This window comes from Mesorhizobium hawassense (assembly GCF_003289945.1).
GTDB classification, from domain to species: domain Bacteria; phylum Pseudomonadota; class Alphaproteobacteria; order Rhizobiales; family Rhizobiaceae; genus Mesorhizobium; species Mesorhizobium hawassense.
The window spans coordinates 21,584-48,569 of the sequence record NZ_QMBP01000009.1; the positions used below are offsets into that span (position 1 = coordinate 21,584).

Sequence of the window (26,986 nt, forward strand, 5' to 3'; positions counted from 1 at the left end):
CATTGTGGCATACTGGGGTCGGTTCTAGGGGGATCGAAGCCCGTTTTGAACCCAACCACAGACCCCTACTACCCGTCAGCCGATCCCACTCGAAAGCCTACGGGAGACCCCAGTGCCAAGCCTTACCGATGGAGAGATTCGCCACGCTTTGAAGCAGGTCGAGGAGACCAGTAAGCAGCAGAACCTTGTCGATGGCGAGGGTCATGGAACAGGCCGCCTCGTTCTAGTGATAAAGCCAATGCCGACCCGCATAACGGCGGACTGGATGGCCCAGCAGTGGCGAGACCAAAAGCGTCTCAAGAAAAAGCTCGGGTCGTATCCGTCAATGAGCCTCAGCCAGGCTCGCGAGATTTTCAGACGCGACTTCGCCGACATGATCCAGAAGGGACGCAGCATCAAGATAGCCGGCGACACGCGACCCGGCACGGTCGCCGATCTGTTCGAGGCTTACGTAGCGTCGCTTAAGGCCGATGGAAAACCGTCTTGGAAGGAGGCCGAAAAGGGCTTGAACAAGATCGCCGATTCGCTCGGTCGCAACCGCCCTGCCCGCGACATCGAGCCTGACGAGATCAGGGACCTCATTCGCCCGATCTATCAGCGAGGCAAACGGTCTATGGCCGATCATGTTCGCAGCTATATTCGATCGGCATACAGTTGGGGGCTGAAATCCGAGCATGACTACCGAACAACCTCGGTCCGTCGCTTTCGTCTCGTCTACAATCCAGCTGCGGGCATTCCAACCGAACCGAAAAAAGTTGGAACGCGCTGGTTGGACGAGGAGGAATTCATCCGTCTCTATCGTTGGCTCGAGTCTCCTGATGCGCCGGTCCACCCTCCTTACACGCGTGCCGTAAGAATTCTTATGCTGACCGGCCAGCGCGTCGAGGAGATCGCTCGGCTACACGTCGATCAATGGGATGCGGCCGAGCGCATCATCGATTGGTCCAAGACTAAGAATGGAAAACCTCACGCCATCCCAGTGCCCAAGATGGCGGCGGAACTTATCGGGTCGATCAAGCCGAATGAATTTGGCTGGTTTTTTCCATCCGCGACCGACCCGTCCAAGCCGGTCAGCCATGGCACGCTCTATTCGTTCATGTGGCGCCAACGCGATCGCGAGGTCATCCCCATCGTGACAAACCGCGATCTCCGGCGAACCTGGAAGACGCTTGCCGGCAAGGCTGGGCTCTCAAAAGAGATCCGAGACCGACTACAGAACCACACTCTGCAGGACGTCAGTTCCAAGAGCTACGATCGCTGGAATTACATGCCGGAAAAGCGTGCCGCCATGGCGCGGTGGGACAAGTTTGTCCGCGATATCCTGGCGAAAAAGAAGCGTAAAGCCACATTCAAGGAAGCTGCGTGACGATTGCTATTCCTCTCCGGCATCACATCTGTGATCGCTGGCAGACGTTTAGAGCTTCACCTAGAGACAGACCTCCGAAGCTAATTGCAGATCGGCCTCGAATCATAGCGGTGGCCACGCGGCACCGTAGCTCGCTGCCTGGCGAATTGACCTGGGAAAAGGTCATCGTATCTCTGCAAAATCTGCTCGGAAGCAATCTGGTTGTGGGCAGGCGCACCGCCCTCGATCTTCAGGGATTCAGTCACTACGTGTCAGCGTCCGGCCTCTCGAAGATACACCTATATGGCATCGACCATGAGGCCCTCAGGTAAGGTGTGTTCTAACTGTCCGCTTTCGCGCCTGTTTCGAGTGAGCGAAACTAGCGGGCTTCATCGCAATCGCCATATAAGTTTCATGCAGGGCCTAGGGAGACCTGGGAGCGCCGGGCCAAATCGTTCTCAACGCTGCGAACGCGGCATGCGCCATTGCAGTTGCCATATCGGATGACGGAACCATGAGCGCACGAACGGCGTCGATCCGGCTTTGAACTGAAGGGTGGCTGTTTGATGCCGCCCATTTATCCTTGGCGAGAAGCGCAACGGCGAACAGGCCGAAATGAATTCCTAGCTGACGTTTGCGACGGACCTGCTCGACCGCCTCACCGGTGAGCACACCGTAGGCATCGATTCCCTCCAACAGGAAACGCGTCGCGAACGCGTCGCAGGAAAACTCCTCTTCATGATTGGCCTTGGCGTCGTTGGCGTGAGGGTCGGCCCCGGTTCCTTCGTGCTGATGACGGATATGGCGTAGCTCGTGCAGCACTGCCCAGGCTACGGCGATAGTGGCAAGCTCACTTGCTGCTCGGGCCTGCGGGTCGCCCTCCTTGTCAGGATATTGCCCCGGCTCCGCGACACCGGGCGCAACGGCTCCAGTTCCGGATTGTCGCTTGAAATGACGCTCTCAAAGGCCTCTAGGAGATCCCTGAACCGCCCTAGATCGACCGCATCGAAAGAAGGAGCATCGGCAACCGCACGATAGCCTTCCCAAGCTGCATACCCCGCAATCCAGAATGCTCGCATGACCCGGTGATTGAAACGGACGTAACGGTAAGCACCCGCGTCCATAATGATGCGTTCGCCTTGGTGAAGGTCTGGCGCAAGCTGGAATTTCGGGTTGAGTTCCTGCCACATGTCGTCGAGAGCGGTTTTGCGCTCCGGCGCACAGCCCATCAGAACATTGCGGGCCGCCTGCTGAACATCATCGTCATCGCGAATGTCGTCTTGGGTCATTGTTACCTCTTGCAGGCATGATAGTGAGCGGTCCCGAATCCAGGTAGCATAAAGGGATGATCGACCTCACGAATATGCTCGTTCCCGGGCTCTTAGAACTCCACGGCGATGTGCTTGCCGAGCTGCGCCGCCGCGAGATTGTTCGAAGCGCCAACAATCCGACCGGCGATTACGGTGAGCTGCTGTTTGCAAGAACGTTCGGCTGGACCCTGAACGGAAACTCGTCGGCGGATGCGGATGCCACAGATTCAGACGGGATACGCTACCAGATCAAATGCCGAAGACTGGCAACACCGAAGGGTTCGCGGCAATTGGGTTTTATGAGGCGGTTGCCGGACCGGCCATTCGACCGGCTGGCCGCCGTGCTGCTTGATGGGAAATTCCGCGTCATACGCGGAGCCATCATCCCTTACGAGGTCGTTGCGCCGCTTGCCGCCTACGTCGACAGCGTAAAGGCTTGGAAGTTCATCCTGCGGGATTCGGTATGGGAAATGGGCGGCGTCAAAGACATTACCGCCGACCTCAAAACGGCGGAACTCTTGATATAGCTCCTCGTCTGCCGGTTAGGGCCTGTACCGAAAGCCCTTTGCCGGATCTGCTTCTGGTCCTGTTTTTCCGCAAGCTTCTTCCGCGGACGACCACGGCGCTTAGCTGCCCCGTTCAAGAACTGAATTTGATTTAAACCTCGCCTGGGACCGTCTATTTTCAGGAATGGCCCTTTTGGACATCCTGGAAATAGCGTGCGATGAAGCCGGACATACCGGCCCTGACCTTCTTCACAAGGATCAGCGGATGTTTGCTTTCAGTTCTGTCGCCATCAGCGACACGAAGCTTTCGAAATCATTTCCAAGGCCCGCGCCGATCACCCGGTACAGATGCCGGAACTCAAGGCTTCGAAGCTGCTGGGGTCGGCACGTGGCCGCAGGCTTATCGGCGAGCTCCTCAATGCAGTCGATGGCCGCTACGCCGTCACCATACACGACAAGCTGCTCGCGCTGTGCGGATGGTTCTTCGAGTATATCTACGAGCCGGTCTATCAGGACAACTCACGCCTTCTCTACGAAAAGAACTTCCACCGTTTCGTTGCCATGTATACTTGGCTCTGGATGACGGACCCGACCAGCGATGCAAAGAGGGCCATTGAGCAGTTCCAAAAGTACATGCGTTCTCTCGATCCGGCTGACGCGCCCTTTCTCTTCGACAATCCGCGCCCGCCTTTGACCGAAGACGGTACCGAGCATCCATTCGAATCCATTCTGCGTTTTGCCTACGGCTATCGCGACATCATCATCGCGGATAACGCGAAGCTCAATACCGCCCTGCCTGACGCAGGACGGTGGACCCTTGATCTATCAGCGTCATCGCTGTGGAGCCACCTAAACCACTGGGGCCGCACCGGTAAGCTTTTGTCCGTGCGCTGCGATGCAAGCAAGCCACTCAAGGCAATTGCAGGCGAGTTTACCGGTGATGAGGATGATCCCGTTATCAGGCGGGCTCGCATGAAGCGCAACCCTGAGCCGCTCGGCTGGAAGCTGCTTGAACCGGTCGCATTCGTCGACTCCCGCAATCACCCTTCAATTCAACTCGCGGATGTAATCGCAGGGACGACAGTCGCACTGTTCTCAAACGACAGCCTTCCAGGCTGCGAGGCGATTGCCGAAAACATCAGCCGTCACGGGCATCCCCATTCCATTATGCCCGACATGGATGTCATTGATCTGGCGAACCGCTCCACCGCGGTCAACGCCCTCATTGCCTACGACCTCGCCAAACGAGCCGAACGGCATGGCGATCCTTACGAGAATCTCGCGGCCATGTACCGGATGGCTGAAATCAGCTGGGTGCGAGGCGACTTCGATCTTATCAAGGAGGGAAAGCGGCCCTAGCGCCCATGCGATGGAGAACGGCAATGTTTATCCAAAGGGCGCACGACAATGTCCGGGAGAGTTTGGCCGCATCCGCACCTGGGTTGAGAAAGACGTCTCTTGCACGAGATGCACTTCTAATCAGAAAGACGCCGGCTGGACATGCCATGCCCAGCGAAATCGCTCAGCGCCAAATCCCCTACTTTAAGGCTGAATTTCTTTCTCTACTTCGCGTTAGTGCATAACGCGGAGCCACGCCCCAAATGGAAGATCGCGGCCTGCTTTTCCAGACCGATCAGGCCGGCCGCCATCGCTTGATATCGCCTGCAGTCCGCGTGAACGACGGATCGCTCAGGTCGTTCGGACGGCGGGCGCCCGGCGATTTCCTTCAAGTCGACAAGGACCGAAGCGATATGCGGCCAGGGAAAGTCTGTTGGATCGTCGATGTCACGATCTGCGCCAGCGATGATTTCGAGCTTGGCGATAACGCCAAGAAGCGACCGCGCCTGTACTTGGGGGATTTTGTCTTGAAGCTTCAAGGCAGCAGTCGTGGCCTCGACTTCCGCTTGGCAGGCGATTGAGTAGCCGACCTTCTTATCCTTCGCGTCCGGGGCCGCAGCGTCGAGAACACGCCTCTCTAGACGTTGTTGAAGTCGGCACAGGACATGCGACACATGCTGCGCTCGCAACCAGCCTTGGAGCAGCACGAGAGCCGGGTCCGCATCGTCGAAACGATCTACCCCGTGTGCCGTCCGCCGTTGCCCTCGCCCGTGCGTGACGGAAGGCAAAGTCGTGCTATTGTCGGAATCAGCCATGATCCGAGCTCCTCAACAGCTTTGGCGTGGCCAGGCCGGATCGGTGTTGCATCACCTATCCGGCCGCCAAGTGAAACCGAGACTACACACAGTGCATTATCTAAGCAACCAAAATCACCATAATATGGTGATTTTATGAATCCGGTGCAGTGCCGCATGGCTCGGGCTGCATTAGGATGGGGTGTTTTAGACCTCTCAAAAGAAGCCAAAATATCCACCCAGACGATTGTTCGCTTCGAAAGAGGCGAGGCCTTGAAACAATCGACTGTGGATCAGATAAGAAGCACGTTCGAAAGCGCTGGCATTGAGTTCATTGCAGAGAATGGCGCAGGCCCTGGCGTTCGTCTGTCTCGCAATCAGAACTGACGCTCTTTTCGCCATGCGACGGGATTTTCAATCCACTGATTCACTTCTGATTCCCGCCATCCAGCACCGTTCACGCTGATCTTGATCTGTGTCGGGAACGTGCCTTCGGCAATCTTGCGATAAAGGGTTGAGCGGGACAGACCGGTCCGCGCCAGGACTGTCCTAAGGCGAATGATACGATCCGGTTCAGGCATGGCTGCGTTGCCTTTCGGTGAGAGCATTTGGCACCTGCTGGAACCAGACAGGACAAGCCAAGGCTCGCGCGCAATCAGATTTGGCATCTCATAGACCTGGGGCGTGGGACCGGCGGCAAATCGGCGGGTTAGATGCCCATCCCACGCCCGATGCCAATGCCCTGGCTGAACGCGAGTTCCGCGCCCAGGCGCCGGCCGGATTCGACGTGGATGCCAAGCGCCTTCTTATGATTGGCGAGTAGCGATTCCAGTTGCGGATCACGTTCAAGGCTCTTGGCCATGTCGGACATGGCCGAGCGTGTTGACCTGTAGCCGGACATATCGCCGGCCTCGTATTGGCGCTGGCTTGTCCTTTTTAGCTTTTGCCAGTCTTCCACGAAACGGTCGGCCCGGCGGCTCGGATCGGTGCGGATTTCTGTTTCAAGCTGGAGCGCGCGCACGATGCGGTTGACGCGACCGGCTCCGGCTTCGCGCACCAGCTCGGGGTTCTTGACGTAGGCCGCTTCGGCATCGCGCCAGCCATGCGGCCGAACCTTCTCGAAAGCGTTGCGCGCGTCTCTCAATTCGCGCATCTGTTCAGGCGTTCCCTGCCCATCCGCGTTTCGGCTGCCGATAATAGCGTCGAGAGCACGCGCGTGGCGCACAAGCGCCTTCGTGCGAGTGCTGCGCAGCGCCGCCTCCGCGCCCACCGGCAAATCCGTTTCGCGCTGCGCACGCCTGGCGGACGCTTCTCTTCCAGGCGCGGCATCGCCGTTTTGTGCTCGACCGTCTTCCCTTCCCGGCTGGTACCCACGGTCTAGACCGGGCTCGGCGTCTGCGGGCGAGCGCAACCCGTCGAGCAGCCCGCCGATCCTGTCGCGGAGCTTCTCCGGAACGATCCGGCGCACGATCTCGACCACACGCTCGCGGAACGTGATGCCGCGCCGTTCGGCATAGGTCTGCGCCGGGTCGATCTGATCGTAGTCGGACGCCATGTCCTTGGAGCGGTCGCGTGAGAGCGTGCGTATGAGCCGGTCTCGAGTGACAAAATCATCGCTACCGTAATGCAGCTCCATCCCGCCGCGATGCCGCGACAGGGCAACGTAGCTGCCATGCGCATCCATGCCCGGCGTCGCCAGCACGTGTGTGTGGTCGACTGTCATGCCCTGGGCCTTGTGGATGGTCGCGGCATAGCCGTGGTCGATGTGGGCATAGTCTTTCAGGTCAAAGCACACCGACCTGCCGTCGTCGGTGCGCACTGTCATGCTTTGTGTGCTGACCTGGTCGATCACGCCGAGCGTGCCGTTCTTAACGCCGAGCGACCGCTCGTTGCGCAGGAACATCACCCGGTCGCCGCTTGCGAAGTTCCTTGCACCGCGTTCCACATCCACCTGAACTTCGTCGCCGAGATCTCCAGCAGCGCGCATGCGCTCGCGCGCTGCCTTGTTGAGCGCGCGCACCTCATCGTTTGTGTGGGTGAGAATGATCCGGCTTGGTTCAGGCTCTGCCTGCCTGCCGCGATCCCAGCGCTCGACGAGTTCACCTCGCGCCTCATTGCGCGTTGCAGCCTGATGCACCATGCCTTGCGCGTCGTAGGCGTTGAGCGCGGCGCCGATCCTGCCGGTCGCCAGATCGCGCGTTGCGTCTCGCTGCCAGTCCTCGCCCTGCCGGCGCACCTGGCCGATCTCCACGCCGCCATGCCTCTCGTGGATGGAACGGAACGCGGCGCCGGCTTCGATCGCCTGCAACTGTTGTGGATCCCCGACCAAGACGACCTTTGCGCCGGCGTCCGCCGCATGGGAGAGCACGCGCTCCAACTGGCGCGTGCCGACCATGCCTGCTTCGTCGATCACCAGGACATCACGGGCAGTGAGCAGATCGCGGCCCTGTCCCCAGCTATGTTCCAAGCTGGCGATGGTGCGTGACGAGATGCCTGAACCGCTTTCGAGATTCTCGGCGGCAATGCCGGAGAGTGCGGCACCTCGAACCTCGTAGCCGGCCGCTGCCCAGGCCTGGCGCGCGACGCCCAGCATGGCGCTCTTCCCCGTTCCCGCAAAACCAACCACGATGCCAAGACCACGGCCATCCGTGATGTGATCCAGAGCATCGGCCTGCTCGCCTGACAGAACAAGGCCATGACCATTGGCGTCCGCCAGAGCCGCCCCGCGATCCCGATCGCTCACCGCATGCTGTCTCTCCCAGGCCATGCGTTCGGCCGCGCGATGCAGGCGCTGTTCGGTCTCGATCATCTGCCGCGTCGTAAAGCGATCTTCATCGCGTCCGTCCTTGCCGAGTTCGACCAGATTGGGCGCGTTGCTGATGGCTCTCATGACATCGTTGAACTGCTCGATTCCGTCGCTGTGCCGATGCGCGAACTTCGCGATGTCCTTTCGGGTGAAGGTTGATTGCTGGTGGGTGATGGCATCCAGCGCCACGGATGGATCGGCGATAATCCGCGCCCCATTGTTGCGTGAGATGTGCCGATGCAGTTCGGCGCGATCGGCTTCAATGCCGGCAGCGTCGAGGCCGCTGCCCTCAATGCGCTGGGCCGGAGCACCAATCTGGGTTTGCGGCTCCAGGGCAATGCCTTGCGCTTCCAGGCTGCGATGATCGATGCGGGCGTCGATGTCGAGTTCGGCAAGGCGCTCATTGGCAAGCTCCGCCCATCGCTCGCGCCAGCGCTCGACCAGCTCCGTCTGGTTCCAGCCGCGCACTTTCGGGCCAAAGCCATTCTTGTCCACGGACCGCATGGTGAGCATGACATGGGCATGCGGCTTGGGACTGCCATCCTCTGCCCGGTCCCAATGCACGTTGAGGTCGGCGACCATGCCCCGGCTGACAAACTCAGCCTGCACGAAGTCCCGCGCCAGTTCGATGCCTTGCGCTTGGCTCAGTTCGCGTGGAAGAGCGAACTCCACCTCGCGGGCCAGCTGCGCATCCTTCCTGACCTCGAGCGCCTCGACATCGTTCCACAGCCGTTCGCGATCGCTCCAGGCTTCCGGCGCTTTCTGCGGCAGCAAGACCTCGGAATGGACGACCCCACGCTTGGCCGAGAAGTCATGGCTTCGATCAATGCGCTCGTCGCGCAGTCGCGAGGCCGAGCGATAGGCGGCCGACGCCACAGCGCTCGAGCCTGTCTTGCGGCCAATGACCTTGACGTGAAGATGATAGATCGCCATCGCGACTGGATCATTTGCACGTCAAAGCGCACGTCGGCACGACGTATAAGCGCGCCCTCCCTCGAAAAATTCTCGGGATGGACCAGCCCGTCCCGGGCTGTCTCGGCAACCCTGAAGCCTTCCGGAAGGCGCTCCCCTATCATCTGCGCATCGACAATCGATGGAGACAGCACATGCGCAAACCACGAGACTTCGACGCGGAACTCAAGGCACTGGAAGACAAGGCGCGAGAGCTCAAAACGCGAAAGGTGCAGCAGCTGGGCGACCTGGTGATTGCCACCGGCGCCGATCAACTCAGCACCGACGAACTGGCCGGTGCGCTGGTCGCACTCGCTGAAACGAAAGACACCGCGAAGCGCGAGGCATGGGCCAAGCGTGGAGCGATGTTTTTCGAGAGCGGTTCCCGGCGAACTGCTCCGGCATCTCAGCGCAACTCTCGGGGCGCTCCAGCGCAACAAGGCGGCCCGCAATCGCCGGCAAGCGGCACTGGCTCGCAATGACATGCGCGCCTGGCAGGTCGAGCGCCGCAAGCGCACCCGACATCTAATCGAACTTGGCGGTCTCGTCGTTAAGGCAGGCATTGTCGAGCTGACCAATGACGATCGCGCCATCATCTATGGCGCGCTGCTCTGGATCGCCGCCAAGCTACAGAGTCATGAAGGCGAGCATGCACGGGACTTGTGGGTGGCGAAGGGAACGCAGGCGTTCAATGCGGAACGGCATGACAAGCGAGAGGGCCAGCGACCGTAGCGATGGTGGCGAAAGGAACGTAGGGTGCAAGAGCAGGGGCGAAGGCCGCCGTCCGCCGAGGGCACCATGCTGCTTTGTGCGGCCTAGCGCAGCGCAGCCGGTCAGAGCAGTGCCTGTCGTGCAAAGCGGTGCAAGCCGTCCCCTAAGCATCACCCAGCCAAGGCTTCAACCTTGCCCGTCTCGCCTTTGCGGACATACGCGCCGAGATCGAGCGCCTGTTCAAAGGTGAACCAGAACGGGGTTCGTATCCCTTCTCGACTGCGGCCGCCTGCAACATCAGCACATTGATGCCCCGGCAAGGAAGGCCACCAGAGCGTAGCGGCCGAGTGATACGACCTCCCGCATGGCGCGCGGTCCATGGTTCATGCCACGGGCGTGTGCCCTGTTCGAGGTCTCTTTTGTTTTGGGATTCAGCTGCGTCTGAACCCCTGCCGTCGGCGAGACCGGGTTAGGGGGAGCATCAAGAAAATCGTTAGGGGGACCGCCAGGTTCGCAGCGCGTGAGGCGCAGCCGAGGAAGCGAGAATTGGGAGATCGCAATTTTGTTGTTGCTGCGGGTATGAGGGCGGAGCCATGTCGCCCCGTCTTGGGCAAAGGATCGTTAACCGAAGAGCGGAGACGCGCTGCGGCTTCTGTCGCTTACGCCTAGAGCCCGCTCCTGCGTAGCAGGATGACCTAACCCGTGGCGCATCTTATGTAATGTCGCTACGCCCTTGCTTTTAGCATCCTTTAGCGAGTTGAGCCAAAACGCTGTTTTCCGCAGTCGATCTCAAGCAAACGCTACAGGTACTATTTGAATTCCGGTTGCTGAGCCCGTGTAGCAAAACTTTGTCGTTCCGGAATAAGCTGCATCTCTATCTTTTCGTGAATGACGCATATAACCGCGAGGATTTCGATTGCATCGACAGGCCCTATTGGCGAGTAATACGCACGAAAGCGGTACAGCCGGTATAGGGTCAGGGGCAAATAAAATGGAGGGAAGAGTCGACAGCAATGTCGAGGCCGACCGGCCGTGGCAGGCGGGTCTCTGCCAATTTTTCACTCGGGACAAAGTGGCGACGCTTTGCCTACGCCATGTGAGCTTTCCTGAAAATCTTCTCGCGCTGCGACTGCTCGAGCCGGCGGCCGGTCAAGGCGCTTTCATTCTTCCCCTGCTGCGCGGTCTGGTCGAAGCCTGCTGCAAACAAGGGAAATCCTACGACCAGCTTCGCCCCGTTATACGCGCGTACGAGATCGACCCCGATGTTGCGGCTAGATTGCGCGACCGGTGCACCGAAGAACTGAATGAGCTTGGCGTTGCGGAACCGATGGCGCGCGATATCGCCCGTGCCTGGATAAAGAACGAGGACTTCTTAGAAGCCGGCCCCCGTACCCGCTTCACCCACATCGTCGGCAATCCTCCATATATCCGCTGGGATGCGATCCCTGCACCGCTGCGTGCCTCATATCGAGAGCGGTTTTCCTCGTTCAAGCAGCGGGCAGACCTATATATCGCGTTCATCGAGCGCTCGCTCGAATTGCTCAGGCCAGGCGGCCAGCTTGCCTTTCTGTGCCCCGGCACCTGGACGAGAAATGTCTATGGCAGTTCCATTAGGGAAGCTTTCACCTCCCTGGGACATCTAAAGGCGATTGTTGACTTCAGTGACGTCGATAGCTTCGAGACTCCCGCTGACGCCTATCCCCACTTTTTCGTCTTCGAGCACGGCACATCCGGCTCGACAAAGATATTGTCGATGGCCGGGGCCGATACGATCATTCGATCAGGTAGCTCGGCCGTTCGGACGTTCGCACCTTCTTCGTCGCCGCTTCTTCTCAGTCGCGATGCCGCCGCTGAGAAAACGCTGGAGTTCGCACGCCGAACATTTCCAAGAATTGAAGACGCAGGATGCGTCATTCGCGTAGGGTCTGCCACAGGATGCAACGAAGTCTTTCTCGGCCCGACTGAGAAGTTGCCCGTCGAGCGCAGCCGGACGTTGCCCTTTGTAAACGCGCGATCCATCCAAGATGGAACAGTTCAGTGGAGTGGCACAAGCATCGTCAATGTGTTCGATGCCAACGGAAAGGTGGTCAAGCTTACCGATTACCCTCAAATGGCCGCCTATCTCCGGAAACATAAGAAGCCGCTACAGTCGCGGGCCAAGGCTAGTACATCAAAAACGTGGTGGCGGTCGATCGATTGCCTTCATCCCGACTGGTATTCGTCGCCCAAACTGCTGGTCGTTGACGTCTCCGCCGCGCCTGTAATCGGTATCGATACGGTCGGCTATTGTGCGGGGAGCGGCGTTTACCAGATCAAGAGCATGAGCTGGCCCCTAGAAGACCTTCTCGTTTTTCTTTCAGCCGGAGTACTCGGGTTATTTGTGAAGGCGCTGTCTACCGGAGCCGCTACCGGTTTCCACCGTTTTCAAAAGAGCCAACTCTCGGCGGTGCACATCCCACGCTGGGAAGAAATTGAGTCAAGCTGGAAGAAAAGATTCAGTCAGACTCATCGGGCTAAGAACTGGGCGCGCACTTTGGACCTGGTGGCCGAGCTATACCAGTGTGAGGCTGGGCTGCTAGCGGGCTACGTTGCCCGAGACTGGGCTGCCATCTCCTCGAAGCCGACAGGGAGATAGAGACTGCCCATGCGTCAGACACCTTGGAACGATAGAATTGGTGAGCGCCAACCGCCGTGGAATGAACGAATTGCCGAGGCTGCCGTATCAAAGCAAGAGCGCGCTAGGCAGCTTCTCGTTCAAATGAAAGAGCGCCAATCTCAAAACGCGCAAGCGGGGCCTCGTTCGGTCGCTGTTCAGCTCGAAGCTGTGAATATTGGAGATAAGATCGATCGCCTGGAAGACATTGACCTCAGCGTCATTAAGTCCAACCCTTCTCGGAGTTTGGTCGAATATTCAGAACTTCTCGATACTGTCGTCGCGAGTGATCAAAAACTTCATACCGCACTTTTCTGGCCCCATATTCCTCCGCGAGCGATACTGCCATGGATGTTGCGCGAAGTTGGCCGAGGGAAGGCTGCCCCGGCAGTGCGGACGCTTTTTTTGAATATGGGGCGCCCGGCCCTTCAGGCGGTAGCCGGCATCGAGGCCGAGACCTCGAAACTGCATGCGCGTGGTCTTCTTCGAAGCGGGGCAAATGCGGACAACGTTCTGGGCGTGATCGGCCCCGATGCCCATTTTTATCTGCTACTTGGGGACACGCGGGAAAGCGGCATTGCTTCCGTTCCGCTGGTTTCGATTGTCCCCCACTCGGTTGCACTGAATGATGGAGTTTACTGGAGAGATTTCGACGAAAAAACCTTGAAAGGCTTCAAGCGGCTTTATCCGGCAGACCGGCTCAGTTCGATCCGGAAGCATTTGGACATCCTGGCTTCAGCAGAGCGCGGTCCAGCGTTTGCATTCATGCTGCCGTCTCATTTTCCCGACGTCGATAGACGACGTGCATTGCAGCAGATACCAGGCCGTATCGATTTGGCGATCATCGACATGTCGACCCATGCCCTTCGCAGCCGTGATGCGAGTTCCTTGATCCGAACGCTAGTCACTGAACTCGAACAGGAACTACATTCACCTCCCAGCCATGTGTTGATCGTCACCGATTGTCCGCTGCGATTTTCATTCATACGTCACTCGCTCAAGGGACGTCCGGACTCTGGCAGCCTGGATGTCAGAAGCGAAAACCATCGCCTGATTTGGCCAACGCGCGGGCGGGGCTTTGAAGAACCACAACCCCTAGCGGCCGCAACGCAGCCGATTGTCGAGACAATCGCTTCCAACGAATGCATCGTTGCGACGCGGTTGTGGAATCATGCACGAGAGCTGGGGACAGGCAATCCGCTGGTCTCCGTACTTGACCAGGGCGCTGCGGCGCTCAAGGGCATGGGACTGACCGCTTCCGGAGCGGATGCCATTCTGGCTCCCTACACAGATACGCGCGACGCTTATCATCGCATTAAGCGCGAGCGTCATTCCTTTGAGCCTCACCACAACAAAGCCATGGCGCTGATCGGTGAAGGGCATGCCGGCTCCCAGCGCGACGCGATCCAGTCGGATCTAGCCGAGGCACTGGCTCTCGCGGCAACACTTCGCGTCGACACACCGCTCATGCGCTATCTCAAGCGCGTTTTGACAGAAATCAATAAGAACAATGACGTGCTTGTCGTGCTGCGCCACCCCGAGGACGCACAACTGGCCAGTGACCTTCTGTTAGATTTTCTCACCGAGCCAGGATCGTTTGCGGCGGGCGTTCCTGAACTACGCGTGACAACGCCCGGCAACTATCCTGCTGAACTTGAACGGAGGTTGCCCACTGCCGTGATCTGGGCCGCTTCGGCCATCCTGGGCGCCCGCGCCTATGTTGGGGATAGCTACTGTCCCGCCGAATTCCGCCTTGTCGTTGCCGGGCAGGATGCGCTGACCCTGAAACGTACGCTGAGTGCAGTCCCTGAGGGTCCCGAGTACGGAGCTTACGGCGAGCGGACGGAGCTGCTCCTGAAAGCTTTGCCTTGGGTACCCAAGGATATGGGCCGGCTATCGGCCGCCCTTGGTTTGGACGCGGATCGCTCTCGTGCGGCCCTGCCCTTCGTCGGCCAAGGCTACCTGCTCCTTGACGGCTACGGCAAGATCGCAGCGGGACCAGGATCGCAGTTTTACGTTCTTGACCCAGTCACGCATCAATTGGCTCCGCGCGAGGCTCGCGCGATTGATACTGGCGACGCCGTATTCGTCATGTCGGACATTATCCGGGAAGAGATCGAAGCGGCTTTGCGCGAAAAGAATGAGAAAGGCCGGACGCTCGAACAAGCACTGGTCGATCAATACAAAGCAACCGTGAAAAAGGGCATTGAAGACTTGTCCAAGCAATATGGATCGAAAATGCTTGGACAACGGATTCATGGGATGCTCTTTGCCCAAAACCCTGCCCTGCCTCCCATCAGCAAAGCAGCGGTAGAATACTGGCTCGAAGCAGCTGAACGGTCCGAGGTCGATACGCCGCACGCTGCGATCAACCCGGTTCATATCGAAGCATTTTTACGTCTTATGGGCGCCGGAATTTTGGCGCGGCCGCTCGCTGATGCCGTCCGGATCGTACGCAGCGATCTTCGCCGCGATGGACAAACCAATCGTGGGCTCTTCGACAGGCTCCTTCTCGACACTGATAGCCTGATGAGAGGCCCTAACACGTCCTTCGAGAAACTACGGGCTGTGCGTCGTGAGGCTATGGCCAGTGTCTATCCTGTACTGGAGAAACACCTGGAGCCAGCCTCCGCCACCAATGCCAACGGCATTCTTCGCGAGGCGGCAGCCCGATGACGCAGCTCCTCTACCCAAATAACAATGACATATCCCACGCCACAAAAGAGGCGGTTGCCTCCGCAATCCTGCATACTGTCTATGACCGGTTGCGAGGCTCAGGCCCTACTGGCCGCATAATCTATCGCGAAAAGCCGTCGAAAGTTATTCACACCCAGCATTTGTTGCCACGCAGGCGTCCGTCAGAGACTGCTACAACCTACGAGGAAAAAGATGATGTCACGTCTCCTGCTCACATCGGGACAGCCGGGCTGACGTTTCAAATCGGGGATCGGAAAGACAAGGCGATAACAATTGGCTTACGCGCGTGCATTTATCTTCGCATGCTGCCGTCGACGCCAGATCTGACCGCGTCAAACGTGGTTTTCAGGTTAGCCAAAAATGCCCGGTCGATCATTCTCAGGCATCGGCGCGAGGCGCTCCGCCGGGCAGAAGAAGAGAACAAGGCAATACTAGGCGATGAGGGTCGCAAAAACCCTGCATGGTTGGAGATCAAAAATCGCGTCACGGAGGAGGCGGAAAATGCCGCGCTGCTCGAACTTGGGATTGCGCCAGCGGTCCTCCATTCACCGGCACGCGAAGATGCCCTCGTTTCTATCCTCTCGGAAGAGGACGAAGCACCTGGCTCAGACGATCCTGCTGTCAACGACGATCCGGAGACGGCTGAAGTAGAATCTGGCGATACAGCGCCTGAACCTGCAATCGACACGATCAATGACCAAGCGCGAGGCCCGGCTACGGCGGACAGCGATACGCTGAAAGCATTCGAGTTCAAAGTCGGGCCGGGAGCAACCGATGCACCTCCGGCTGCGCTAATTGAGCGTGAGCATATTCCGCAAAAATGGCTGCGCATTCCTCTCGATCTCGGCTCGCTGCGTATCGACCTCTCATTGAGCCGCGAAGCCATCGATCGGTCGATTGCGGAATTCAACACCCAAATGCAGCGCCGCGTGGAGAGCGCGATTGATGCGTGGGAGGCAGACGACAACCCCGAGACAGGCGGGATGCTTTGGGGATTTCCTGCCGGTAGAGGCATGCATAGTCGGACTATCGACCCTGCGGAGGTTGTTAATTGGGATCAAACGCTGGCGACCCTGCGGACCAATCGTCGAATTGCAAGGCCGAGCATTCTACCTGTACTGGAGTACGAGAATTTAGAAGATCCCCTTGATCCGGATGAGCGGACAGTTCGGATCATTCTGGCAAACGAATCCGATCTTATTGACGCAAAGCAGGCTGCGGCGCGCGAGTCCGACGCGACGTTGTACCAAGTAGAGATATCGACCGAGTTCGATCCTGACTTGCACCGTCCCATCCGTCTGGAGCGGATTGCGCCGTCATACCGCTACAATCAGTTTCTCTCGTACGATGCGCTTGGGATCAATTGTGGGGTCCGTCGGCGGGGGCTCATCGATGCGCGTATCCTCGAGACGACATCGCTGCCGGTTTATTGCCAACCGCTTATTCGGCAGTTCGACATCACGCCCGCACCTGATTTTGCCGCTCTCGGGCTAGACGACGGTGGACTTGATATTCTGAGAAGCCTTCTGAAAGCCTTTGACGACTGGCTCGCATCCGTCGTGGCAGCGCGACCTTACGCGCAGTCCCTCGATCCCATTGCAGATGCCGAAGACTACGCCCGCGAGAAGCAGCAGTTTGAGGAAGTCGATTTACGCGGATGGCAAGCAGAACGGGAAGGCATCGCGCGTGGACTTGCCATACTTGAGCGGGCTTTTCAGGCGCAATCGAGCGGCAAAGCCTATGATGATCCAGAGGTGTTGCCGCTAACTGCGTGGCGGTTCACAAACCAGACCTTCGGCGAATTCTGGGGAAGAAAAAACACGAGCGTCACGGGGTGGCGTCTATTCCAGGTAGCGTTCCTTCTGTCCCAGCTTCCTGCCGTGGTCTCGCGCCTCGATGCATGGAAGCCTGCGCCTGCGCAAACATCCGCCGACGACCGCGAGGCGACCCTTCTCTATTTCTCGACGGGTGGCGGAAAATCAGAGAGCTTTTTCGGCTTGCTGGTATTTTGCCTCGCCTTTGACAGATTGCGGGGAAAAAAGCGCGGCATAAGCGCACTTGTTCGATATCCTTTGCGTCTACTCACAAGCCAACAGGCGCAGCGCCTCGCCCAGGTGTTGGCGGCTGCCTATCAGGTCAAATGGGCCTGGACGAAGAAAGGCTTAGATCTCAAGGGCAGTGGCTTTGAGATCGGCTTCTGGGTCGGTGGCGGCAACACGCCTAATAATCGAAATGACCGTGGCGTGTCTGAAATACCGTCCCTAAGCAACGACTGGGACGAGGTAGCATTACGTCACGGGGACTATGCCGTCTATCTGAAGAAATGGCGTCGGCTGGCGACCTGCCCATTCTGCAGCGGCAGTCTCGTCGGTCTGGAGGGCAAGCGTGTCTCGACCATTGGTCTTCGGCGCTTTCGCGAAGGCCCGCCGCAAGAGGAGCGGCTAGCACATTGTTGCTTCAACAAGGACTGCGAGTGGAACCGCCGAAATCCGAACGACGGCAAGCCGTCCCCCCTGCCAATCCACATTATGGATTCGGACATTTACGCGTATTCGCCTGCCATACTGCTGGGGACAGTCGATAAGCTCGCATTGATCGGACAGAGCGCCCGTACGCTTGTTCGGGTTCTTGGCATGTTTGGGTATCCGGCATGGCATCATGTTGAATCAGGCCGGTTCGTTTCTCCCTACACCCGCGAACAGTTCCGAAAAGGACCCGAGTTCCACGGCTGTGAGGCGCTCTTTCCATTCTATGCGAACGGCAAGAAGCTCCTCTTCGACCCCTACCCGCTTCTGGAAGTCCAGGACGAGGCCCACCTGTTGGATGAGTCCCTGGGCACTTTCTCGGGGCTCTTTGAGACAACCTTCCATCACGCACTTCAAATGTTGGCGCCGCTACTCGGCGACCAGTTGGTCACCGAACACGGCAAGGCCCGCCCACCGAGGATCATCGCCGCCTCAGCCACGGTCTCAGAGCCGGCGCGCCAGATCGATCAAATTTATCAACGGCAAGTTCGTCTGTTCCCCCAGCCAGGCCCAGACCTATACGAGAGCTTTTACGCAAGGTTGCAGCGGCCACAAAGTGGCGATGCCGCACGCGATGCTAGCAGTAATGTAGAGCATCGAACGCCGACAAGACGGCGCTACGTCTCGCTAATGACGAACGGGCGGACACACACGGCCGCAACCGTTGCGGTTCTGTCGGCATTCCATTTGACGATCACCCAGCTTCTGAAATCGTTCATCGAAGGTGACGAACCCGCGCGCTGGGCCGTGCGTCGCGCGCTAGCCGATGCACTTCCTTCAGACATTTTTTGGCAGGGTCATCGCGACTGCCTGCTCGACACCAGCATTGAGCACGCTCACATCGCATATGTCGTGGACCTCAACCGCATCGCGCTGCTTTACGTCACGAACAAGAAAGGTGGCGACAACGTTAAGGCAGCGCTCCAGGACGTTATTCGGCGGGACCACCGGCTCGCCGGCATTGATGATATCCCGGGTGTCCGAACATCTTTGATTACTGGCGCAATCGATGCGGGTCTGATCGGCTCAATCGTGACGGAAGCGGCGTATAAGCCAGCCGTCGGAACGCCCTTCAGTTTCGACGCGTTGCAGAACTCACTCCGCGGCGTGATTGCAACATCGGCGATCTCGCATGGCGTCGATGTCGACGAATTCAACATGATGTTTTTTGCGGGGCAGCCGCCGGATATCGCTGAGTATATCCAGGCCTCGTCGCGTGTGGGACGCGCGCATGTTGGCACGAGCATTCTGATACCAACGCCGCAGCAACGTCGCGACCGTTACATTGTCGAGATACACGATATCTTCCACCGCTTTCTCGAGCGCATGATCGACGCCGCGCCGGTCGAACGTTGGGCCGAGAACGCAATCACGCGAACGCTTGCATCATTCTTACAGCTCAAGCTGTGCGGAGTGGACTACATCCGAAACATGAACGGTGCGGGCTCGGCGGCGGGCAAGGCAGCGCTGGCTGAGCCTGACAATGTGGGAGAAATCGGCACGCGATCGCGGACGGATCATATCAATCTGCTGAACGAGCTCCGCGACTTCGTTGTCGATGGCATTGGCCTCTACCACGCGACCTCTCCCGTCAATAAGGACTTTTACAAGCAGCGCATCCACGATCTGTTCGATCAAGCCACCACGGCGATGGAAAAGTCCAACTGGAAGACTGAGACACTCGACATGTTCTTCAGACAACTTGGCGCGCCGTTATCCAAGCCCATGACGAGTCTCCGAGATGTCAGCGAGGCTGGCCTGATTGAAGGTGGTATTGGAACAGGCTCCGATCGCATCGGTCTAAGCAACCTTGGCCGTGTCATGTCCGCGCTCATGCGGGGAAACAACAGTTGGACGGCCGGAGAGACCGGGGAGTAGGCGTTATGGCAAGGCAACCCAGTCAGTCGAATAACGAGGCGGATGCCAAAGGCCCCTCCATGACTCGTTCGCAGGCTCAAATCGCCATGAGCTACGCACCGGGTCAGCACTTCACATTTGAGGGCGCCGCCGGGGCGTGCCAGGCCATACCCTCGCCCAATGCGACGCCAGCTCGACTTGATCCGACGACGCGGGTTCAGATTGAAATGCGTATCAATGAGGCGGCGCGCGCGTGGTTCGACAAGGCTATCGCCTGTCGCCAAAACGATACCAACGCCCCCCCTCCATTTGCCGATTTTTGTGTCGAGGTGTCGTTGCTAGATTCAACTCGAACACAATATTCCTTCCGGCCGCAGGTGTTTACCTATCTCCGGCCAGATCGGATGGGATATCTGCCCCGCCCGACGACATTGATATGCAGCGAGTGCGGGTTAATTGAAGCAACGGACAATCCCAGGCAGATGGGAGAACGTCTCTCGGCCCTTAGTCAGGCTTGCGCGCACCCGAAACGGCCGAACGATCCGACGCGCTGCTCGTGGGGGCAGCTTGATGTGATCTTTGCGCATTGGTCGGGGTCCTGGAAGGCCGCCAGCCCTAACATGACAGTCTATGACCAAGCCTCACGCCGGCCGATCAAGAGATATGCCGTTTGCGGAAAATGCGGTACCCGCCAGTTCGTGCTCAACAAGGACCAAGTCGCGCTGTCAAATTGGTCGTTCTCCTGCGCGAATTGCGGAACTAAGCACCCTGATCCCTGGATTGAGAAATGCGACGAAACACTTGGCCGGATCGCCGCCACGATTGGATCCGGAGGAAATATCGTCGGCGAAGCGTCGATGGAGAAAATCAACTACGCCGCATCATCGGCCTATTTCGTGAAATCCGACACGTTCATCACCTTTCCGGAAAATTCTGGAATTGAAGCACTGGAACCCGGACAGGCCCACCTTCTTGCCGATGTAATTGAACGCATTGTTGGGCTCGAGGGGCCGCCGCTCAGTGATGCGGAGGTGGCAGCACAACTGGTATCCAGGGACCGTCCAGTCGAAGCGAGAGAGTTCGACGAGATATTGCAGGGTCTGCAACTCGCCACAGACAATCAAAACACAGCCGTCGCCAATTTGATGATCAACATGAAAGCCGAACGGCTTTCTATTTGGCAAAGGGCCGGTTGGCTGACACGCAATAGCGCTTTACCGGCTCATATCCTGGCAAAGCTTCAGGAGAGGCACGAATGGACGGGCAAGTATGATCCCTTCAGGCTGCTCGTCGAACATGAGGCGCTCTCCAAGACCAAGCTGCGCGGCGAGATCGTTGGCGGGCGCGCGAGCTATGTCGATTTTACGAACCCCGACGAATGGCTTGTGACACCGAATTCACCGCAACGTGCCACAATGATATCGACGGCCGAGCAAGCCAAGACGTTTCTGGGCGTTGAGCGCGCGGGGCTAATAAGCAAGTTCGACTTGTGCAAGTTCAGCTACGGATTCTCGCGCGTCGGAAACGGTCCCAAAATCCACAAGCACGGCAGGATGATGCCCGTGCGTCTAAACCTGTTTCCAAGGGTTCACGTGGCACAGGAGACGCTTCATCCGGTTTATGTTTTGGAGCAATCGAACGAAGCCTTCTATTTTAAGCTCGATGAAGCTCTGGTTCGAGCATGGCTGTCGCAGGCCGCGCTGGGCTGTGTTGATATCGGGTTTCTTGCGGAGTACCCGGACAATTTTGCCGCTGCCATGCTGGGATCGGCCGGGGTGATGAGCGGGTACCTAGAGGAGCATGACCGCGAGTCGAACCCCACCATCTACACAATGACCTATGCGCTGCTACATTCCTATTCCCACTACATTATGCAGGGAATACAGCAATTCTCGGGCCTCGATCTGGGGTCCATTGGCGAGTATTTGTTCCCCTGCGATCTGGGTTTTGTGGTCTACCGCAATGGTATGACGCTCGACCTCGGAGACTTGTCGGCGTTGTGGCGCAACCACCACGAGGCGTTTCTATCCTACCTGAGAAATTTTCCGACATCTTTGGGATGCAATCTCGGAAATCTTTGCATGACCAAGGGTGGCGCCTGCCCGGATTGCATTATGATTCCTGAGGTCATCTGTCTCACGGCTAATAAGTATTTGAGCCGTTCGACACTGATTGGTCGCGGCAGGCCGGATTTCATCGTCGGTGAAGAGCAAATCAGAGGCTACCTTCAGTTCGCGCTAGATCATGCCCGATCAAAGCAATGAGGCCACCATTGATGGGCTTCTTCTCGGGCTCTCACCGCTAGCCCGCCAGGCCTCTCGGATTCTCGCATATTTGGCGGTGTTTCCCGACGGCCTAGGCGGTTCCGATGTCGCGCTATCGTCGCGTATCGGCGAAGTCTCCGCTGAACATGTAGCTATCGCACGTCGTTCCCTTTTAGCTGCTGGCTTTGCCGCCCAAGTAAACTTCTCCACGAAGCTCATCGCAGCTCCGGAAATGCTGCGACGCCTGGCTGAGAATCTCATGGGTATCGCGGTGTATTTGCTCGCTCACAAGGATCGCAACCTGGTCGAGCTAGTTCTCACTGAGCCTGGTGAAAACAGCACGCTTCGCAAAGCCATCGATGGCCTGCATGCGCTTTCGCCAATCGTGTTTCAAACAACCGACGTGTTCTTCCGCGTTGCGCGTGCGGCGAAGCATGATCTCGTCGTCCTTGCTCCTTTCATCGACAATCAGGGCGCCAGTCTTCTGGTGGAACTATTCTCAATCTGCGGGCCGGGCGTGCGCTGTCATCTGGTCTGTCGTCCCCTGAGTGAGCCTCAGTGTGGCGCCGCATTTCTCCAACGCGCAAACGATTTCAGACGAATAGGCGTCCTAGTTTACGAATACGCACTTCCGTCAACGCTGCCCTCAGGGCGGGAGACATTTCACGCGAAGGTCGTGCTTGCCGACCAAGACCTGTTCTATATCGGATCGAGCAACTTCATGGGATCGGCGCTGGATCGGTCATTTGAATGCGGTGTCCTCGTGGAGGGCGGAGCAGCGAAGGAACTGTCTTCTGTTCTGGCCGCCTTACGTTCAATCGCCAAGCCAGTGCACCACTATTAATGGTCGGTCGCACGCAGCTTTGCGGCTTGGCATGGACCTGCCGGGACCAGCCGGTGCGCACGATGTGGGCGACGCCGAGCGCGTCGGCCTTGTCGGTCTTGTTGCGTTGGACCGACATCGCGACACGCGCGTGCTGCGTCTCCAGGCAGACTGCTTGCAGGCCGAGTTTCCTGGTTTCCGGATGCAGCCGCGGCTACGACGATCCTCCCCTCGGAGCCGACGCCGCGAAGGCCGTTGTGTTGACGATCTCCGACAGATTATGAATGATCCCGCGACACTCTAAACTGACAATTCCGAGATCTGAGCCGTCTGCTATTCGAGAGCTTTATAGGAAGCTGATGCATAAGGTTCGAGACCGGTCCGCCGCTTGACCATTTCGATGTAGCCGGCGGCCGTATTGTAGAACCTCGTCGCATTCTCGGGATCGGCCATTCTCGAGTAGTCGAGATGCCGGGTCTTTTGATGCAGCTTCAGCGGGGCTTTAACAGTATCTTGAATCTCGGTTGGCTCGATCTCATAGGGAGAAGAGTGGGTCACCAGATTACGCCATTGCTGCATCTGCCCGATATCGCGGAACATGCCCTGGCGCTTATCAATCTGAATGCCGGCGGCAGACATCAGCAATTGCATTTTGTCCCAGAATCGCCTTCCCTGCCGGTATTGCTGGTAGTCAAAGCCCTCGAAGCGACTATCCGATTGCATCAAGAACGCCACGGATGCGGAAAAGCTCTCGATAGCGGCGAAGGAGAGGACCATCCCTCCCGTGAAGAAAGAAAATCCCATCGAGAGGTTGCCCGTCTTTGGGCGCTTATCCATTGCCAGCCCTATCTTGATTAAATCGCCTGCTGCATTGAGCGTCAGGTCCCAGTCATGGTTTTGAGCTGAGTATTCGTAAGGCAAGATAACGTCCTTCACGCAATGCTGGGTGGCCGGAGGCTCATGATGTCGCGTTTCTCCCGGCGGAAACCCTCATCAAGACGTTTTTCGGTCGGTGATGGGGCTGGAATGAACGACACTTGGCGCCTTAACGACGCTCTGCTGGTATTTGCAATAGGTCTGGTACCACTGCATAATCGGATGGCACTCGTCGAACGGCTTCGCAAGCTCGCCGTTGCCCCACGCCGAGTCGAGCTTGCGCGTGAAAACGCCGAGCAAGCTAATTTGGTCAGCGAAGCTTTTCGCAGACTTCCTTTCTGCAAGATTTGCGAAACGTTGCCTGGAACAGAAAGCAGGCCCTAGTGGCCACCAACCGTTTTTTACCGATCCATGCCCAGGGTCTCCGCCCTTGATGTGAATGGGATGATATGATGCTGCTGAATCCAATTGAGGTGATTGCCGCAAAGCGGGCTCACCTTGCTCGTCTGGCCAATGAGGGAGGAGCCTTAGGTGAGCAGCACGCATTGTTGGTTATGGATCGGTGGATCGCTCGCCCGAAAGGCTCTGGACTGCGAATTCTTCTTGAGGAGCTTGCTGCGGACGGAATCAAGATCAGGGCCTCCAGTTTCGATGCTTTGGCCCTGTCGACCACGATAGATTTTTCTGATCGCGGGGAGGTTCGACTGCGTCTCCCTGAGATTACTTTCATTGAGATCAAGTCCGCAAATCAACCTCGTGTTCAACCCGGTTTTAAAGGCTTCTTTTTCGCTATAACCGAAAGCGAAATCGCCGCGTCAGAGCAGTTGGGCCAAAGACATCGAGTGGCTCTATTTAATAAGATCACTGGCGAGCTTCTCCTAACATCGGTGCCGGAGATAATCTCGCGCACGAAGTCAATGAACTGGCAGCTTTCGGTCCAGCTCTAACGGGTCAACATTTTGTGTCAAACGTTCGATTCTAATCTAGCACGAGCGATGATTGCGTTCGCCGGACCTGCAAGCCGATGTCTATAATTAGTATTAGGCGCAAAGCAGTCAGCCTTTAAAATCACGTGAATCGGGCAGGGTTAAGCTATTTTTTCACCCCCGATGTTCCTTATGCCGCCTGCCAGACTTGGTTCAATATCCGTGCAGCAAGTGCAGCTTTGTCTTGCGGCAAAAAGCGACCGTAGTGGTGCGCCACCATATCAGGCGTGTCTTGGATCGCGTAGCTCGCCTGCTCATATGACCCGGTCTGCTTCAGTATGTGCGTTGCGAGCACGTCACGTACATTATGCGGGCCGTGAGGGAGAAGACCGGGGATCGCGCCGCGTTTAGTATATGGATTGTGAATACCATATCGCTGGATGGTCAGGCGCCACGCCTCATAAAATGTGTTTCGATCGTATGCGGCGTCTTTGCTGGTCGCCTTCACCGTTTTGATAAAGAAGGTGCCGGGATCTTCCATTCCTCCAAGCAGTACTCGGCGGTGGCGATCGATATATGCCTCGATGTGCTCGTAAAGACCGCCCAAGTTCGGCAGGAGGAGCCTAAATGGCTTGCTCCCGAAAAAGGAGGAATTTGCGTTCTTGAAAGCGACGGAAGGAATAAGCACCTCCCAGCCCTTTTCGCGTTCGCTCCAGCGGAGTTCACCGCGCTTCATGTCGGCTAGCTGACGCTCAGACCTCGGCAGTCTCCCAGGTTCACTGACCATCAGTTGGCGCAGGTTTTTCTGCCGCAACCCAAGATGCAGCCCGAACCGAAGCATCAGGAACGAGCGCACGGCTTCGGCGGCAGGACGGCGATGGATGCGTCCATCAGGCATGAGCCGAAGAATCTCTTCAGTGATCTTTCGATACTCGGCGACTGGGCTATCGGCCTCCAGTACAGGCATGATTGGTTCAAAGGGATCACGATGCACTCGCGCGACACGCTGAATTTCCTTCACGCGAGATGAGGCGTGCTTGAAGTAGACATCGCAGGCGTCGTCCCAGTCACCGCGGGCGCGATCGATGTCAGGCTGTGAAACCAGTCCATTTATGGGGCGGAGTCGCGACGCCAGATGAGGTTGCTGTCTCAGCCAGCCCGTGTCTTTGCGGGTGAGCGCGAGCGAAATTCGCAGCATGTCCACCTCCCATGCAGTGTAGAACCCGCGCCGCCTCTCGCGCCATTGCACATACCAGTCCCAGACAGAGGGGAAGACGAGCAGGCCAAAAGTCACATGCTGCGTCGGAACGCCATAGCCACGGACGGGTCCGCGTGGATGCGCGGCCAACGCACCGAACATCAAACCGAGATGCTCAACTTTCTGCGATGCCGTCTCCTCGCCCCAAACACCGTTTCGCTGCAAACCGAACGCAGTGAGCGTCGCTGTCTTGAAGCGGATCAAATCCGCCATTTCCATGCCGAGGACAGGTGGTGCGTCTATGACGCCGGACATCAGGTCGGGGTCTTCGAACTGCGCACCATCATCGTCCTGTTGCTCGCGCTGAAGTCGATAGCCGTCATTTGCAGCATCGGACTGACCATAGGTGATACCCGGGAAGCGGATGGCGTAACGCTGTTTCAACGCGGCCGCCTGGAATTTCCGGTAATCAGTTGACCCGCTGATAATCACGCGCCGAACCCATTCCAGGATCTCTTCCTGCTCCTCGGAACGCCGCGTGTTGAAGTCGTCAGGCAAGTGCCACGCAAGCCGACGGCGTTCAGCCGAGCCGATATCATCGAGAATGTGGCCGGAGGCAGAACGCGTCTGAAGCGGGAGTTTCGCTTTAAAATACCCTGCCGAAAGACGATAACGGCGCTCGATCCGAGCTAGTACTTCCATGCTCGCCACGCTTCGCGGGGATTTTGATCCCTGGAGCCAGTGACGGATTGTAGAGCGGTCCAGGCTCTCGTCATCTCGGACAACAGCACGATGAAGATGCCAATAGCTGTCGCCGTGGCGGCGCATCTGGAAATCCAGCGCCGCCTGGAAGCTCGGGGGATCAGACCCTTCCTCGAAAAGAGGTTGTGGGAACTCCTCGATAGCACGCGGTTTTATGCCGGGCTTCTGCCGGTCTACTGCAACTTCCCGCTCCGACCGGTCGAGCTTCTTATGACGACTTGGAACTGGCGCCTTCCCTGCCGTCGGCTGCGGACGTTCCCGCGCAAGACGCTGCGGTTTCGTGTTGCGAGGGCCCGCGATGGGCGCCTGCTTCGGAGCGGTTTTCGTATTTCGCGCGATCGCATCCAATGCTGGTTCGATCGCGGTCCGGGCAGATCGAAGCGTTTCACCGTCGAGGTCGCAAAGAATACCGATCTCTTGCCAATCATAGCCGCGCAGTTTTCGCGGCGGTGTTTTCGCACAGGAGATGAGGTTGAGCAGAAACGCTCTAATGCGGGCGCCTTCTTGAGGCGGAAAAAGAGGGTCGAGACGGATACGGCAGTAATCGGAGATTTTACGGGAAAGCAGTCTGGTATGCGAAGGTTCAGTCATGCGGGCAAGCGATATGGTTCGTCAGCGAGGTGGGTGAAGGAGAGCGCGCACAT

At 57.9% G+C, this 26,986-nt stretch carries 20 protein-coding genes and 2 pseudogenes; 12 read left to right on the plus strand and 10 right to left on the minus strand.

Going from position 1 to position 26,986, the window contains the following annotated elements; translation table 11 throughout:
- Window positions 1-112 precede the first annotated feature (112 nt).
- Both DPM33_RS18920 and DPM33_RS37010 read left to right on the plus strand, forming a co-directional pair.
- The gene (locus DPM33_RS18920; protein WP_112098965.1) at window positions 113-1,366 is read left to right on the plus strand and encodes a tyrosine-type recombinase/integrase; all 1,254 of its coding nucleotides are present in this window, start codon (window positions 113-115) and stop codon (window positions 1,364-1,366) included.
- Between the two features lie 110 nt (window positions 1,367-1,476).
- Window positions 1,477-1,677: an AbiEi antitoxin N-terminal domain-containing protein gene (locus tag DPM33_RS37010; RefSeq protein ID WP_245442241.1), complete on the plus strand. Its 201-nt coding sequence runs from the start codon at window positions 1,477-1,479 to the stop codon at window positions 1,675-1,677.
- 91 nt (window positions 1,678-1,768) lie between these two features.
- Here the strand turns inward: DPM33_RS37010 and DPM33_RS18930 are convergent, their stop codons facing one another.
- Window positions 1,769-2,185 carry a phage exclusion protein Lit family protein gene (locus tag DPM33_RS18930; protein ID WP_245442272.1) on the minus strand — a complete coding sequence of 139 codons (417 nt, stop codon included), beginning with the start codon at window positions 2,183-2,185 and terminating at the stop codon, window positions 1,769-1,771.
- Window positions 2,176-2,634 (minus strand): hypothetical protein, encoded by a 459-nt coding sequence (locus DPM33_RS18935; protein WP_112098968.1) that lies wholly within the window; start codon window positions 2,632-2,634, stop codon window positions 2,176-2,178. The genes DPM33_RS18930 and DPM33_RS18935 overlap by 10 nt, the downstream gene beginning before the upstream one ends.
- Window positions 2,635-2,690: 56 nt before the next feature.
- Between DPM33_RS18935 and DPM33_RS18940 the strand changes: the two genes are divergently transcribed.
- Together DPM33_RS18940 and DPM33_RS18945 are read left to right on the plus strand one after the other, a co-directional pair.
- Window positions 2,691-3,182: a hypothetical protein gene (locus DPM33_RS18940; protein ID WP_112098969.1), complete on the plus strand. Its 492-nt coding sequence runs from the start codon at window positions 2,691-2,693 to the stop codon at window positions 3,180-3,182.
- 327 nt (window positions 3,183-3,509) lie between these two features.
- A complete protein-coding gene (locus DPM33_RS18945) occupies window positions 3,510-4,520 on the plus strand; it encodes a DUF3800 domain-containing protein (RefSeq protein WP_112098970.1) in 1,011 nt (336 codons plus the stop codon).
- A gap of 203 nt (window positions 4,521-4,723) precedes the next feature.
- Here the strand turns inward: DPM33_RS18945 and DPM33_RS18950 are convergent, their stop codons facing one another.
- From DPM33_RS18950 to traA, 3 genes are all read right to left on the minus strand, one after another.
- Window positions 4,724-5,314, minus strand: a complete 591-nt coding sequence (locus tag DPM33_RS18950) for a hypothetical protein (protein ID WP_112098971.1) — start codon at window positions 5,312-5,314, stop codon at window positions 4,724-4,726.
- 356 nt (window positions 5,315-5,670) lie between these two features.
- Window positions 5,671-5,874 carry a helix-turn-helix transcriptional regulator gene (locus tag DPM33_RS18960; protein WP_112098972.1) on the minus strand — a complete coding sequence of 68 codons (204 nt, stop codon included), beginning with the start codon at window positions 5,872-5,874 and terminating at the stop codon, window positions 5,671-5,673.
- Between the two features lie 128 nt (window positions 5,875-6,002).
- Window positions 6,003-9,032: a Ti-type conjugative transfer relaxase TraA gene (traA, locus tag DPM33_RS18965; RefSeq protein WP_112098973.1), complete on the minus strand. Its 3,030-nt coding sequence runs from the start codon at window positions 9,030-9,032 to the stop codon at window positions 6,003-6,005.
- A gap of 173 nt (window positions 9,033-9,205) precedes the next feature.
- Here traA and DPM33_RS18970 point away from each other — a divergent pair, with 173 nt between their 5' ends.
- Together DPM33_RS18970 and DPM33_RS18975 are read left to right on the plus strand one after the other, a co-directional pair.
- Window positions 9,206-9,532: a conjugal transfer protein TraD gene (locus DPM33_RS18970; protein WP_112099219.1), complete on the plus strand. Its 327-nt coding sequence runs from the start codon at window positions 9,206-9,208 to the stop codon at window positions 9,530-9,532.
- Between the two features lies 1 nt (window position 9,533).
- Window positions 9,534-9,782 (plus strand): conjugal transfer protein TraD, encoded by a 249-nt coding sequence (locus DPM33_RS18975; RefSeq protein ID WP_112098974.1) that lies wholly within the window; start codon window positions 9,534-9,536, stop codon window positions 9,780-9,782.
- 149 nt (window positions 9,783-9,931) lie between these two features.
- Here the strand turns inward: DPM33_RS18975 and DPM33_RS37780 are convergent.
- Window positions 9,932-10,164 (minus strand): annotated as a pseudogene (locus DPM33_RS37780) (ArdC-like ssDNA-binding domain-containing protein); the annotation flags it as partial.
- Between the two features lie 588 nt (window positions 10,165-10,752).
- Here DPM33_RS37780 and DPM33_RS18985 point away from each other — a divergent pair.
- From DPM33_RS18985 to DPM33_RS19005, 5 genes are all read left to right on the plus strand, one after another.
- Window positions 10,753-12,396 (plus strand): Eco57I restriction-modification methylase domain-containing protein, encoded by a 1,644-nt coding sequence (locus DPM33_RS18985; RefSeq protein ID WP_112098975.1) that lies wholly within the window; start codon window positions 10,753-10,755, stop codon window positions 12,394-12,396.
- 9 nt (window positions 12,397-12,405) lie between these two features.
- Entirely contained in the window at window positions 12,406-15,090 is a 2,685-nt protein-coding gene (locus DPM33_RS18990) for a hypothetical protein (protein ID WP_112098976.1), read from the plus strand.
- Window positions 15,087-19,514 (plus strand): DEAD/DEAH box helicase family protein, encoded by a 4,428-nt coding sequence (locus DPM33_RS18995; protein ID WP_112098977.1) that lies wholly within the window; start codon window positions 15,087-15,089, stop codon window positions 19,512-19,514. The genes DPM33_RS18990 and DPM33_RS18995 overlap by 4 nt, the downstream gene beginning before the upstream one ends.
- An 86-nt stretch (window positions 19,515-19,600) precedes the next feature.
- The gene (locus DPM33_RS19000; protein WP_245442245.1) at window positions 19,601-21,757 is read left to right on the plus strand and encodes a hypothetical protein; all 2,157 of its coding nucleotides are present in this window, start codon (window positions 19,601-19,603) and stop codon (window positions 21,755-21,757) included.
- A complete protein-coding gene (locus DPM33_RS19005; RefSeq protein ID WP_112098978.1) occupies window positions 21,738-22,601 on the plus strand; it encodes a phospholipase D-like domain-containing protein in 864 nt (287 codons plus the stop codon). The genes DPM33_RS19000 and DPM33_RS19005 overlap by 20 nt, the downstream gene beginning before the upstream one ends.
- Before the next feature lie 7 nt (window positions 22,602-22,608).
- Here the strand turns inward: DPM33_RS19005 and DPM33_RS37020 are convergent.
- The 3 genes and pseudogenes from DPM33_RS37020 to DPM33_RS36305 all read right to left on the minus strand — a co-directional run.
- Window positions 22,609-22,794 (minus strand): annotated as a pseudogene (locus tag DPM33_RS37020) (IS110 family transposase); the annotation flags it as partial.
- A gap of 119 nt (window positions 22,795-22,913) precedes the next feature.
- A complete protein-coding gene (locus tag DPM33_RS19015; RefSeq protein WP_112098979.1) occupies window positions 22,914-23,516 on the minus strand; it encodes a hypothetical protein in 603 nt (200 codons plus the stop codon).
- Between the two features lie 57 nt (window positions 23,517-23,573).
- Window positions 23,574-23,756 (minus strand): hypothetical protein, encoded by a 183-nt coding sequence (locus DPM33_RS36305; RefSeq protein ID WP_112098980.1) that lies wholly within the window; start codon window positions 23,754-23,756, stop codon window positions 23,574-23,576.
- A 152-nt stretch (window positions 23,757-23,908) separates the two neighbouring features.
- Between DPM33_RS36305 and DPM33_RS19025 the strand changes: the two genes are divergently transcribed.
- Window positions 23,909-24,403, plus strand: a complete 495-nt coding sequence (locus DPM33_RS19025) for a hypothetical protein (protein WP_167449136.1) — start codon at window positions 23,909-23,911, stop codon at window positions 24,401-24,403.
- A 169-nt stretch (window positions 24,404-24,572) separates the two neighbouring features.
- Here DPM33_RS19025 and DPM33_RS19030 read toward each other — a convergent pair whose 3' ends face one another.
- Window positions 24,573-26,933 carry a hypothetical protein gene (locus tag DPM33_RS19030; protein WP_112098982.1) on the minus strand — a complete coding sequence of 787 codons (2,361 nt, stop codon included), beginning with the start codon at window positions 26,931-26,933 and terminating at the stop codon, window positions 24,573-24,575.
- Between the last annotated feature and the right edge of the window lie 53 nt (window positions 26,934-26,986).

Coding starts and splice junctions, on each gene's coding strand:
- DPM33_RS19005 (WP_112098978.1), top strand. CDS start 21,738: ATGCCCGATCAAAGCAATGAGGCCACCATTGATGGGCTTCTTCTCGGG.
- DPM33_RS18940 (WP_112098969.1), top strand. CDS start 2,691: ATGATCGACCTCACGAATATGCTCGTTCCCGGGCTCTTAGAACTCCAC.
- DPM33_RS18935 (WP_112098968.1), bottom strand. CDS start 2,634: ATGACCCAAGACGACATTCGCGATGACGATGATGTTCAGCAGGCGGCC.
- DPM33_RS19000 (WP_245442245.1), top strand. CDS start 19,601: ATGAGCTACGCACCGGGTCAGCACTTCACATTTGAGGGCGCCGCCGGG.
- DPM33_RS18995 (WP_112098977.1), top strand. CDS start 15,087: ATGACGCAGCTCCTCTACCCAAATAACAATGACATATCCCACGCCACA.
- DPM33_RS18990 (WP_112098976.1), top strand. CDS start 12,406: ATGCGTCAGACACCTTGGAACGATAGAATTGGTGAGCGCCAACCGCCG.
- DPM33_RS18945 (WP_112098970.1), top strand. CDS start 3,510: ATGCCGGAACTCAAGGCTTCGAAGCTGCTGGGGTCGGCACGTGGCCGC.
- DPM33_RS19030 (WP_112098982.1), bottom strand. CDS start 26,933: ATGACTGAACCTTCGCATACCAGACTGCTTTCCCGTAAAATCTCCGAT.
- traA (WP_112098973.1), bottom strand. CDS start 9,032: ATGGCGATCTATCATCTTCACGTCAAGGTCATTGGCCGCAAGACAGGC.
- DPM33_RS18950 (WP_112098971.1), bottom strand. CDS start 5,314: ATGGCTGATTCCGACAATAGCACGACTTTGCCTTCCGTCACGCACGGG.
- DPM33_RS18975 (WP_112098974.1), top strand. CDS start 9,534: ATGCGCGCCTGGCAGGTCGAGCGCCGCAAGCGCACCCGACATCTAATC.
- DPM33_RS18985 (WP_112098975.1), top strand. CDS start 10,753: ATGGAGGGAAGAGTCGACAGCAATGTCGAGGCCGACCGGCCGTGGCAG.
- DPM33_RS18970 (WP_112099219.1), top strand. CDS start 9,206: ATGCGCAAACCACGAGACTTCGACGCGGAACTCAAGGCACTGGAAGAC.
- DPM33_RS18960 (WP_112098972.1), bottom strand. CDS start 5,874: ATGCCTGAACCGGATCGTATCATTCGCCTTAGGACAGTCCTGGCGCGG.
- DPM33_RS19025 (WP_167449136.1), top strand. CDS start 23,909: ATGCTGCTGAATCCAATTGAGGTGATTGCCGCAAAGCGGGCTCACCTT.